This is a genomic window from Lysinibacillus sphaericus OT4b.31 (assembly GCF_000392615.1).
Taxonomy (GTDB): domain Bacteria; phylum Bacillota; class Bacilli; order Bacillales_A; family Planococcaceae; genus Lysinibacillus; species Lysinibacillus sphaericus_B.
Genome location: NZ_KB933408.1, coordinates 1 through 12,146, shown reverse-complemented (window position 1 = coordinate 12,146; position 12,146 = coordinate 1). Strand labels below are relative to the sequence as shown.

10 protein-coding genes, 1 pseudogene and 2 riboswitches are annotated in these 12,146 nt (G+C 38.0%); of the genes and pseudogenes, 1 reads left to right on the top strand and 10 read right to left on the bottom strand.

All coding sequences use genetic code 11. The features are described 5' to 3' along the window. Positions 1-189 precede the first annotated feature (189 nt). From H131_RS20970 to H131_RS25090, 8 genes and pseudogenes are all read right to left on the bottom strand, one after another. The gene (locus H131_RS20970) at positions 190-942 is read right to left on the bottom strand and encodes an alpha/beta hydrolase (protein ID WP_010861140.1); all 753 of its coding nucleotides are present in this window, start codon (positions 940-942) and stop codon (positions 190-192) included. Between the two features lie 187 nt (positions 943-1,129). Beyond that, a complete protein-coding gene (locus tag H131_RS20965; protein ID WP_010861139.1) occupies positions 1,130-2,572 on the bottom strand; it encodes a spore germination protein in 1,443 nt (480 codons plus the stop codon). Between the two features lie 152 nt (positions 2,573-2,724). Next, positions 2,725-3,204, bottom strand: a complete 480-nt coding sequence (gene ribH / locus H131_RS20960) for a 6,7-dimethyl-8-ribityllumazine synthase (protein WP_010861138.1) — start codon at positions 3,202-3,204, stop codon at positions 2,725-2,727. 52 nt (positions 3,205-3,256) lie between these two features. After that, positions 3,257-3,850, bottom strand: a pseudogene (gene ribB / locus H131_RS20955) (3,4-dihydroxy-2-butanone-4-phosphate synthase); the annotation flags it as partial. An 11-nt stretch (positions 3,851-3,861) separates the two neighbouring features. Next, positions 3,862-4,500 carry a riboflavin synthase gene (ribE, locus tag H131_RS20950; protein WP_010861136.1) on the bottom strand — a complete coding sequence of 213 codons (639 nt, stop codon included), beginning with the start codon at positions 4,498-4,500 and terminating at the stop codon, positions 3,862-3,864. A gap of 410 nt (positions 4,501-4,910) precedes the next feature. Continuing rightward, a riboswitch (FMN riboswitch) is annotated at positions 4,911-5,040 on the bottom strand. 144 nt (positions 5,041-5,184) lie between these two features. After that, a riboswitch (FMN riboswitch) is annotated at positions 5,185-5,310 on the bottom strand. A gap of 279 nt (positions 5,311-5,589) precedes the next feature. Then, positions 5,590-6,348, bottom strand: a complete 759-nt coding sequence (locus H131_RS20945; RefSeq protein WP_010861135.1) for an SDR family NAD(P)-dependent oxidoreductase — start codon at positions 6,346-6,348, stop codon at positions 5,590-5,592. A gap of 90 nt (positions 6,349-6,438) precedes the next feature. Continuing rightward, positions 6,439-8,076, bottom strand: coding sequence for an ABC-F family ATP-binding cassette domain-containing protein (locus tag H131_RS20940; RefSeq protein ID WP_010861134.1), 1,638 nt, complete (start codon positions 8,074-8,076; stop codon positions 6,439-6,441). A gap of 279 nt (positions 8,077-8,355) precedes the next feature. Beyond that, entirely contained in the window at positions 8,356-8,508 is a 153-nt protein-coding gene (locus H131_RS25090; RefSeq protein ID WP_196228950.1) for a hypothetical protein, read from the bottom strand. 552 nt (positions 8,509-9,060) lie between these two features. Between H131_RS25090 and H131_RS20935 the strand changes: the two genes are divergently transcribed. Then, on the top strand, positions 9,061-9,678 hold the full coding sequence (locus H131_RS20935) for an HAD-IA family hydrolase (RefSeq protein ID WP_010861133.1): 618 nt from the start codon (positions 9,061-9,063) through the stop codon (positions 9,676-9,678). An 89-nt stretch (positions 9,679-9,767) separates the two neighbouring features. Here the strand turns inward: H131_RS20935 and H131_RS20930 are convergent, their stop codons facing one another. Then, complete coding sequence (locus tag H131_RS20930; protein ID WP_010861132.1) at positions 9,768-10,592, bottom strand: methyl-accepting chemotaxis protein; 825 nt, start codon at positions 10,590-10,592, stop codon at positions 9,768-9,770. A gap of 278 nt (positions 10,593-10,870) precedes the next feature. Continuing rightward, positions 10,871-11,872 (bottom strand): VanW family protein, encoded by a 1,002-nt coding sequence (locus H131_RS20925; RefSeq protein WP_010861131.1) that lies wholly within the window; start codon positions 11,870-11,872, stop codon positions 10,871-10,873. Positions 11,873-12,146 lie beyond the last annotated feature (274 nt).

The following is a 12,146-nucleotide window of genomic DNA, read 5'->3' as shown; positions in this document are numbered from 1 at the left end:
CGCTTCGCTTTCGCACATAAAAACACCTGTTGCTGACGCTTCGCTTTCGCACATAAAACATTTGTTGGCCCGAAGTGGCTCGGTGCTTGCTCGCGCAAAGCGTCCGCCTATAGCCGTGATAAGAACAATTACTTTATCTTCTTTAAAAATAGTCGCCTTATTGATATGAACGTGAATGATGAAATTGATTCAAATAGTTAAAAAATCTAAAATATCATTATCAATTTCTTGTTGATCTCTTCCCAAAGTCATTAAATGCTTCGATTGTGTAAAGCCTTTTAGCCGTTTTACTTGCGAATTGACATTTTTAAAAATAGTATGAGCGCTTGTCATATACAGCTCATCATCTAATTCGCCATAGAAAATGGCAATTGGAATGGTTATTTTATGAAGGTTTTGAATGGTTGTTCTAATAAACTGCTGAAATTCATTGAATGCTTCTAATGACATTTGATAGAACACTTCAAGTTCTTGTGAGATTTGAGAAAAAGACTTCCCCTCCAATTTCTTGTAATTATAGGCATACTTAATCAGTCTTTCTTTCAGTCGTTTTGGTTGCCGATCAACTGGAACTGATAACACAATCACGCGCTCTATATTTTCTAACTCTGCAAGTTTTAAGGCGAAAATTCCACCAATCGATAAACCTACGACTGAAATCGTCTGAAATCCTTCTTCCAATAAAAATCGGTAGGCTGTCACAACGTCTTCCCACCAATCATTCACCCTGTATTGAATCAACGGTTCTGGATTATGCCCATGACCACGATATAATGGTGCGTAGCAAGTAAATCCTTGTTGATGTAGATCAGTTGCAACCTTCTTCATATCTCGCGTATGACTTGTAAAGGAATGCAAAAGTAATACAGCATGATGATTTCCTTTTAAATATATTTCTTTTGCAGGGACAATTTTTATCACAAAATCAAAACCTTTCTTCATTTAAATCCTTGTTGTTATGTACTTTCCAAGCTTTTTCAGGATAAATGGCTGAACTGCTTCCATCTTAGCAGGAACATTTCCATATACCGATTCATTATACAACTAGATTTATTTAAGTTCGAAACTTGTTGGTTAACAAAGTGAAAGACCAGGCACTCGAACCTGGTCATAAAAGGATAAAAATGATTTAGCTCTTGCTCGGTTCACGTGTCTTATCTTGTGGTTTTAAAAATTTAGGACGTTTACTATATCCTTTTTGGGATACACGCACTAAAGATTTTTTGATATCTGCCCAATCTAGCTCTGCTGCAACGTTTAAGTACGGTACACCCAATACGCGCATATTTGCGGCATAAAGAATAATAAAGAACAGCACCATAAAGAAACCAAATAAACCTAGAAAAGCAGAGGCTAAAACAAAAATTAATCGAAAAATACTCATTGCCGTTACAAAGGATTGATTGACTAGTGTAAAGGCTGCAATACTTGAAATCGCAATAACAACAATCATAGAAGGGCTAGTGATTCCTGCTTTAATGGCTGCATCTCCAATGATTAATCCCCCCACAACACTCATTATTCCACTGATAACAGACGGAAGTCGAAGGTTTGCTTCACGAAATAATTCAAACATAAATAACATCAGCAGTATCTCTAAAACGGTTGGAAATGGTAGTCCGGTTCTCGATTGTACTATTGTTGCTAATAGGAGCACAGGTATTTGTTCTTGATGAAATGTCGAAAGTGCAAGCCAAAAACCTGGCATCAGCATACTGATTAAAATGCCTACTATTCGTAGCAATCGTTCCAAAGAGCTCACTATGAGTGGATAATCATTATCTTCACCCGATTTAAAAAGTAACAACATATTGGCAGGGGTAATAATGGCATACGATACACCGTCAACAAGTATGATAATTCGTCCTCTCGTTAATGCTTGCACTGCAAAATCAGGACGACCCGTGTAATCATGTCTTGGGAGGATTTTATCATTTTTTTCAAGCCGCTCCATCAACAAATCCCCACTAAACACGACGTCTATATCAACTTGATTTAATTGCTTTTTTATTTGTGATAGAATTTTTTTATTTGCTACATCTTCAAAATATAAAACGGCTACTGTTGTTTTAGAACGTTTGCCGATTTCCATCGTCTCCACGCTCAGTGAATTGGTAGGTATTCGTTTTCGTATTAAGGCCACATTAGTAAAAACATCTTCAATAAAATCATCTCGTGGACCTTTAACCACTAATTCCATCTTTGTTTCTTCAGGTTCTCGATTGGGTTTTTTGGCAATATTACTTGAGAACAGCAAGTTTTCTTTTTCAAAGTAGAGTAAAACATGTCCCGTATAGACAAGTGTAATGGCATCCTCTTTCGTCTTTACTTTTTGAAGGTTAGGAATGTGTAAATCTTTTAGGATGTTGTCTTCTAACATTTCCGAGGCTACATCTTCGAACAGAGACTGGACTCTTTGCACTATGACATTATTCAGCAATCGCTGATCGAACATCGAATCGCATGTGATAAAATGTACAATATGTTGATTAAAGTTATATTGTTCGAATAGTACATCAGCAGAACGTTGAAACAGTTCTTGCAACGTTTTTATAGTTATTTCCTGTTCCATTGATGTTCGTCATCTCCCGCTTAGCCAGTATCAAAGTTTGTGCATTTTTTAGAAGAAATGAACGCAATACACTTTAAGATATTTTTCCCATGATATTTAATAATATTCAATAAAGCGCAACATTAAAGAGGGATTTCAGTTGTATAGGCTATTTACGCTTGGGCTGACCCTATCATTTTCTTCAAATTCGCCATTTCAATCGCGGACATTGCTGCATCGTAACCTTTGTTACCTGATTTAGTACCAGCACGTTCAATCGCTTGCTCGATATTTTCAGTAGTCACAATACCGAAAATAACCGGAACGTTTGTGGAAAGTGATACGCTTGCAATCCCTTTTGCAGATTCATTGCACACATAGTCATAATGTGTTGTTGAACCGCGAATCACTGTTCCTAAGCCAATGATTGCGTCATAGTTCTTGGTGTCAGCTAGTTGTTTGGCGATAAATGGTACTTCAAATGCACCTGGTACCCATGCAACATCAATCAAATCCTCACTTACACCATGACGTTTTAACCCATCTAATGCACCGTCTAATAATTTGCTTGTAATAAATTCATTGAATCGCCCTACTACTACAGCGATTTTTAAGTCAGATCCAATTAATTGTGCTTCAAAAGTTTTTCCCATCATTCATGCTCCTCTTCTAATTTGTTATTTTATTTTCAACGCTTGTTTGCTTACGTCGAAAGGCAGCTAATGCCTCAATCGATATCATTTTCAAATGATGTTTTTTTGCATATTGAACTAGGTCGTTAAAACGTAGCATTTCACCACTATCCCCCATGATTTCACAGATAACGCCTGCCTGAACACTGTTGCATAGTCTGGCTAAGTCGATAGTGGCTTCTGTATGTCCTCTGCGTTCTAAGACGCCATTTTCTTTGGCGATCAGCGGAAATACATGCCCCGGTCTACGAAAATCATTGGCATGCGCTTGTGGCTCTAGCATTTTTTGAATCGTCTTTGCCCGTTCATAAGCACTGATGCCAGTTGTTGTATCCTTGTAGTCAATACTTACAGTGAAAGCTGTTTGGTGATTATCAGTATTGTTTACTACCATTGGAGGTAATGCTATTTTTTGTGCGAGTTGCTGTGAAACTGGCGTACAAATCAGCCCTCTGCCATATGTGGCCATAAAGTTAATGGTTTCAGGTGTCGTAAATTCCGCAAGTGCCAGTAGATCCCCTTCATTTTCACGATCCTCATCATCTACCACGACAATCATTTTGCCTTGTTTTAAATCTTCTAATGCTTCTTCAATTGAATGTAACAATTGACCGCCTCCTAAAATCCATGTTTCGCTAAATACCCTCGCGTGATAGCAGATGTTGCCTGACCGCGCTGTAGCTGATGCATAATGTATTTACCAAGCAAATCGGTCTCAATATTGACGAGTGCACCGACATTTTTCGTGCCAAAAATCGTTTCGCTGTAAGTGTGAGGAATCAGTGATACGGTGACGCTGTTCTGTTCAACATGAAAGAGCGTTAAACTCGTACCGTCGATTGTAATCGAGCCTTTTGGAATACAGTAGCTCGTCAGTTCCTCTGAGAGTTCAATATCAATGTAGACAGCATTTGCCATCGGTCGCTTGCGTAAAATTTTCCCCACACCATCAACATGCCCTGACACAAAATGACCCCCAAAGCGTCCATCTGCAGGCATGGCTCGCTCTAAATTTACTGGATCCCCCACTGCAAGCTGCCGTAAATTTGTAGCTTTCACCGTTTCAGGCATCACGTCCATTGTCATCTCCTGCTCATTAAAAGACGTTACCGTCAAACAAACACCATTGACCGCGATACTATCACCAAGTTTCACGTCGCCTACCATCTTTGGCGAAATAACCGTGATTTTCATACTTTGCCGATTGTTTTGCAAGGTTTTGACTGCACCAACATCCTCTATAATCCCTGTAAACATTTTGTCACCCACTTTCTATCGTTAAATCGTTTTATCCGTAGTTTTGTTAGTTCTATCCGTCATTTCAGCGGCTTTATCCGTCACTTCAGCGGTTCTATCCGTCACTTCAACGGCTTTATCCGTCATTTCAGCTCAGCGAATTTATCCATCACTTCAGCAGGTTTATCCGTCACTTCGCTGGTTCTATCCATCACTTCGCCCGGTTTATCCATCACTTCAACAGTTTTATCCGTCAATCCAACAATTTTCCGTCACTCTTCTGAAATACTGGCTATCTATCCATCCCTCCTCTGTCAGCTTTATAAATAAACAAAAACCCCTTACATGTAAGGGGTTTGGGAGATTTTATCCTATAAGACGTCAACAAATAAACCTATTAGATATCATAATTTTCAATAGGCTGCCATCTCATTGTTCTTCTCCCATCCAGACTATAACTGTCGGTTTTGGATTTGCACCAAATCAGCTTGCGCTCACGGACTTTGAATTACTTCATTCATCACCGCCGATTGGGAATTTCACCCGACCCCGAAGAACATTTCACGCTATTCAATTTCAGCCAAATAAGCATAATTCAGTTAGGAGACACAAAAAAACTCCCCAACAAAAACGATGGGAAGTGGATTTATAAAAGCGTACACAAATAGACCTTATAAATTCGTATGAATTTAAAAAGCTTACACTTTTACCCTTCTCCCATCCAGACTATAACTGTCGGTTTTGGATTTGCACCAAATCAGCTTGCGCTCACGGACTTTGAATTGCTTCATCACCGCCGATTGGGATTTTCACCCGACCCCGAAGGATATTTTTATTTAGCTAGTTCTTACGATAACACTATTTAATTATATTATCTACATTTCTACAAAAATTTTTAGACATCAACGATATTAGATGTGCGTGTCGCCTGACTTATCGCTGTCCTTTCACGCAAAAAAAACGCCAAATCATATTGAAAAGACAGTTACATCTTTTTGGTAAAGTGAAATCATTTAACCAAAGACGTAACTGTCTAGCAAAAAATTCAACGCTTCGCGACTTAGTTGTATAGGACTTTGTCGAGTTCAATGGCAAGAAAAGCAAACATTTTTACACAGTTAAACTACCATCTACTGCTACAATGGCGCCTGCCATGAAACTTGATTTATCAGAAGCTAGGAAAATTACAACCTCTGCTACTTCTTCTGGTTCACCATGGCGCCCCATGCGCACACGCGACATTTCTTCTGGGACGTAGCCTGTTTTTTCAAGTGTTTCACCAACACTTTTGAATAGTGGTGTAACAATTCCACCTGGGCACACAGCATTAATTCGAATGCCTTTATTGGCATATTCAATCGCTGCCCCTTTAGTTAAACCAATTACAGCGTGTTTACTTGCAGAATAAACTGCGATACTATGTTCCGGACGAGTACCAGCTGATGAGGCCGTATTAATAATCGATCCTTTGCCTTGCTTTTCCATTACAGGAATGACATATTTCATGCCAAGGAAAATACCCTTCACATTGATATCCATAAGACGATCATACTCTTCTATTTCAACAGTCGTGAATGGTGCAAACTTTTGGATAATGCCTGCGTTATTGAAAAGTACATCAATGCGTCCGTAGGTGTCAACGGCTTGCTTTACATAATTTTGAACATCTTCTACTTTTGACACATCTGCTTTGACAAACAGACCTTCCCCACCGTTATGTCGAATCAGCTCAAGCGTTTCTAATCCCGTTAATTCGTTAAAATCAACCAACACCACTTTATAGCCATTTTCAGCAAATTTAATACTTGTAGCTCTGCCAATTCCACTACCTGCTCCTGTAACTACCGCAATTTGATTGTTATTAGACATATTATATTCCTCTTTTCCTCTTGTTTTTGAATCTATTATTGAATGACGACTATTGTTGATTGGAGGTCCCCTTGCCATGTTCATCATTTTTTAGCTCTTCTTCAATAAAGACATCTTGTGATTAACATAATTATCGTAATTACTGTTACATGCAATCACCCCTGTTGGAGAGAGTTCCAACAGTTTGTCTGCTAACTTATTAAGAAAATAACGATCATGTGAAATAAAAAATAGTGTGCCCTCGTAATTTAATAGTGCTTGTTCTAAAACCTCTTTACTGAATACATCTAAATGATTTGTTGGCTCGTCCATAATGAGGACATTTGCTTTTAGTAACATCAACTTTGCTAATGCAACGCGTGCCTTTTCACCACCGCTCAGCGACGCTATTTTTTTAAAGACATCTTCACTCGTGAACAAAAAATTCCCCAATACTGTACGAATACTGGCCTCTTCGATATGGGGAAACATACTCCAAACCTCATTTAATACCGTATTATCTGGATGTAGAGTCGATTGTTCCTGGTCATAGTAACCAATCGTCACGCCCTTCCCCCAATCGATGACACCACTTTCTGGCTTTCCATTGAGCAATGTCTTCAATAGTGTGGACTTACCAACACCATTCGGACCTATCAATGCTACCTTGTCACCTCGTTGCAGCTGAAAATTAATATTTTTCACTAAAGATTTTTGCTCATTATCGACCACAAAGGAAATGCGCAAATCTCGAACCTGTAAGACATCTTTATGAGATGTTTTTTCTAATTGGAATGACATCTGTGCATGTTTTAAGTCTTTGAACGGCTTTTCCAGTCGCTCCATTCTCTCAAGCTGCTTACGCTTATTTTTTGCACTTTTAGCAGACGTCGCCATTGTAATATTACGTTGGATATAGTCCTCCATCTTGCCAATTTGTTGTTGCTGTAGGGCATACTTTTTTTCGTGAATTTGTCGATTTTTTGCTTTACTCTCCACATATTGCGAATAATTGCCGCTGTATCTTCTCGCTTCTGTTCGTTCAATTTCGTAAATTACATTAACAAGGGAATCTAAAAAGGTTCGATCATGTGAAACGACAAGAATAGCACCTGGATATGCTCGTAAGTAGCCCTCTAACCAAGTTAAAGTAGTAAAATCCAAATGATTTGTCGGCTCATCAAGCAGCAGCAAATCCGGTTGTTCAAGCAGTATTTTGGCCAGTGCCAGTCTTGTTTTCTGACCTCCACTTAACTTATGGATTGGGGTATTTACGGATATATTATCGAATCCCATTCCGTTTAAAATACTCCTGATTTTCGCTTCTATTTCATAGCCTCCTTGTTCGATAAACCAATCAGATTTTGTTGCGTACTGATTCATCGTTTTTTCAAATTGTTCGGTATCATCCATTAAAGAAGGGTCGCTCATCCTCCTCTCTAATGCCCGTAGCTCTTTTTCAATCTTGCGAAGCTCAGCAAAGACACTTAACATTTCACACCAAATTGTATTGTCCATTTGAAGCCCGCTATTTTGCCGCAAATAACCAATTTTTATAGCTTTTCCAATACTGAATTCCCCGTTTTCATAAGGAATATCTCCAGCAATAATCTTTAGTAAGGTTGATTTTCCGGCACCATTTACTCCAATAAGACCGATTCTTTCCCCTGGTTCAATTTTCAATGAAATATTTGAAAATACTGTATCCCCCAAATAACTTTTACTAATGCCATTTAATTGCAGTAACATCTCCATCACACTTCCTTATAAATTTTGTCCATTGTTTTCTTCAAGCCCTAAGCTCAAGAAATAAAAGGACATATAAGGTTACACATGTCTTTTTCTCTCCTTTACAACACACAAAAAAGACGCCGAATGAATAACGGCGCCTTCAAATTGCGAATAATTTCAGTTCAACATATATAAAGTATTGTCAGTAAACTTTACAAAAGAACGCAAAAAGGCTCCGTACAGAACCGGCGCCTCATTGCGTAAATATGAATTCAAATACATTTATGCTACAAATGATTAATTATAAGAAGGCAAATGTTTCCGGTAACTGTTTTCGATATGAAATTTGCTTAAAAAAGGGCGCACTTCTCCCTTTGCAAGCAAATCCACAGAATACAGGCATAATTTTACTTCTTTTTCCATCAGACCATTTCCGAATACAGTTTCCATTACTTTTGCCTCCTTTCGAACTTATTAGTATTTACTAATCTAACATATACCTTTTAAAAAAACAAACTATCAACTATCGTTTGTCTCTTTCAATAAGTTAACAGGATGGCAATAGCAAACGTGCCACAAAGCTAGGGTAGACTGTTCACGATTCTTTCTGAAAGTTTTTCGACATCATCGCACAACTCCGTTTGAATCCTTATCGAGAAAAAATAACTGCAAGACTCCTATAGAAAAACGGTCCAGCTAGCCTGTGGAAAGCGAGTAGGTTTTTCCGGACCAGTTACTATGATTCCCATTGGTACCCTACTAAGCAATATGACATGATTCAAGCGATTTGTCTGTAGAAATGTCACAAGAACATCGCACTTTAATTGTGATAGGGATACACCTTTACGAAATAAATTGTTGAGCATATAAATAAGAAAGCTTGCATCATAAAAGCAAGCATGTAATTCTAGACGAGGGATTAACAATATATTTAAAGTGATGCGTAACATATCCAGATAAAAAACGTCTCTACAACTAAATCACAAAGGAGAAAAATTACAAATGAAACACATAATATTTGATTTTGATGGTACGCTAGCAGATTCTACAGCTGTATTCGCCTCTGCATGGAACATCATCGCCCGAAAATATCAATATAGAGAAATTCGGTTGGAAGAATTGGATTCACTGAAGAAATTGTCTATAGCGGAGCGAAGCAAATTATTTAACTTCCCTCTGTATAAATTGCCAACCATCCTCCCTCAATTTTATCGGTACTATCGCCAGTCATTACAAGATGTAATTCTTATTGATGGCATGAAGAATGTGCTAAAGGAAATTGAAGAACAAGGCTATACAATTGCTATTATATCCTCCAACTCTAAAGACAACATTTTAGCATTTTTAAAGATGAACGGCATCGAGAATGTTTCACAAGTACTGTGCTCAAGTCGTATATTTGGAAAAGATAAAGTGATAAAAAAATACTTAAAGGAGTCGAATTTACAGACATCCGATGTGTTATATATTGGTGACGAGCATCGTGATATTGTTGCCTGTAAAAAAGTAGGCATCCAAATAATTTGGGTTGGTTGGGGGTATGATTCAATTGAAGTAGTTCAATCCGAGAATCCAGATTATAAGGTATTTTCTCCAGCTGAAATTTTAGATATAGTGTAAAGGCACTATTCGTTTCAACTAAATAGCGTAAAAAAGGATAATAGTGAACAGCCCTAATTCTCTATTATCCTTGTATAAGAATTCTCTTTTTAATTCTGAACCTCACTAATATGCTTTAGCTTTTCAGCAGTCGTGTTGATGACCGAATAAGCGGCATTTAATTCGTGCATGCTGCCAGAAAATTGCTGTGTGAAAGCAGCAATCTGATTTGCCGATTCATTGACCTTATCAATGGATTGTTTTATGCTGCCAAGCTGAATTGTGATACTATCTGCACTTTCTGTACTACTTTGAGACATTTTTTGAATTTCTGAGGCAACCACAGCAAAGCCGCGTCCATGCTCACCCGAACGAGCAGCCTCAATGGATGCATTCAAGCCGAGAATTTTTGATTTCATGGCCAAGTCTTTTACTAAATCGACGATGGTATTTATTTGTTGGATATCGCCCGTCATCGACTCAGAAAACTTAGACAGTTCAGCCAATTGTTTAGAGACGTCTACACTCGCTGATGCTAATTCTTCATTTGTGGCAGTCATTTCTTCAACAGAACTTGATAATTCGGTTGCTAATAAACGCATGTTATCCATTTTTTCGTTGGACATAACTGCACTGACAACACCAATTACTTTTCCGGCTTCAAAAATGGGTTGTGCAATGGAAATATACGCTAAGCCAAATCCTTCAGGCCCTCGCTCTTCTCTCATAAATTTCCCAACAGAAAGCGCCTTTTCTGTCGTTGTTCCACGATATTTTTTTAGCGAATCACCGATGTTTATCTTCAAGTCCACTTGTTTACCCGGCTTGTATGCAAGAACTTTCTCTTTATCTGCCACAATAACACAAGCATCTTCTGGATATGTCGCTTGGTACAAATCAATAGCGTCGATTGCTGCCTGTAATTTTGAATGCATGCGTTATCCCTCTCAATCCAATTGTTTTATTTAAATGATTAAAGTATTTGTATGGCGGTTCCTCGTTCATCAGCCCAGCACAAAACTATACCCGTGTCATGAATGCAATTGCCCGTGAAAGTAGGTGGAATACTGCTTTTCAACCTCAAATATCCTGAAAGTTTCTGTAATTCTACCACCTAAGGAAACGAACCTATATTATACTGAAATACCTCAATTTAACTATAGCATGGTAAAACAAAAAAGACACCAGTGATAGAAGTGTCTTCAAAAAACAATTATTGATTTTTCAAAATTTCTTCATATTTTTGTGAAGTTCTAACTTCTACTGTAAGAAAATCTTTCCCGTAGACAGTTGTGATTAAGAACGGCACATCACTAGTGTTTTGAAACCTGAAATCTAAACCACCATATGACACAGTGGCATCTCTTCCTTTTGGTACATACCCTATATCTAATGAATGATGATGTCGTTCTACAAATTTTACTGGCACTTGGTCAATGGCATTGAAAAGAGTTGAGGACGTTTGGCAAATCCCACCACCAATCCCCATAACAACTTTCTTATTGATGATTTCAGGTGCAGGTTGATAGCCATTTTCTTCATCTCTTGGACCAACCACCGTGTTAAAAGAGAAGTAATCCCCACTGCCGACAATGACATTATTGATAGCCTCTGCCGAAAGTTCAATATTCTTGTTCCTACCTATGTCCGAGGTATTGAAATATGTTGTATAAGATGCCACAACAACTTCTTCTAAATAAGGAATATCTTCGAGATAATAACCACTCTCTGATACATATAGTGGCATTTCCACATTCCCACCTGTTGCGGATGCTGCCATTACTTTTTCCACCAATTCACTTTCTTTCAAAAGCACCTGTGGGTTTCCTTTTATAATCTGACCATGCTCATCAATTCGATCCAGTACCATTCGCTTATCATAGCCCGCTTCTGTTTCAGTACCTCTTGCAAGCTCTTTCGCTAATTGTTCAATTTTCTTTTTATAAGTTGCGACATCTTCTTCATAACCTAAGTCTTTTGGCGATAAGGTTTGTACGATATCCATTGTATTGGGGTCCACGATATTTACGACTACAGGCGCTGTGTCTTGTATCTCCTTTTGATCGGCAGTAACCGGCTGCTGCAAGTCCTCGATTTGTTGCTCTAATTCATTCACTTGATTTTCCAATTCCTTGTCTTTTTCCGATTTCCCCTGACAGCCCACTAAAGCAATAGCACATATAAGGAAAATTGTAGCGAACCACTTTCTTTTCACACTCTAACACCTACCTCTTCGGTCCTTCTTCAGAGACATCTTATTCATGTATAGATAGTAGTGTGTTTATTTTCATTCATTTTTATTTATGTCTACCATAATTGTCATTTTTATTCGGCTATTACGAGCAATTCAGCAAAAAAATTATGTAAAAAGAGTTCCATTTATTATTACAATGGAGACGCTTGGCACTTGCCTTGTATTAATTTACGCTGTATGCACAGGGAAACCTGCTATGTAAATATAGAAAATATAAAACATACTAACATTAGTA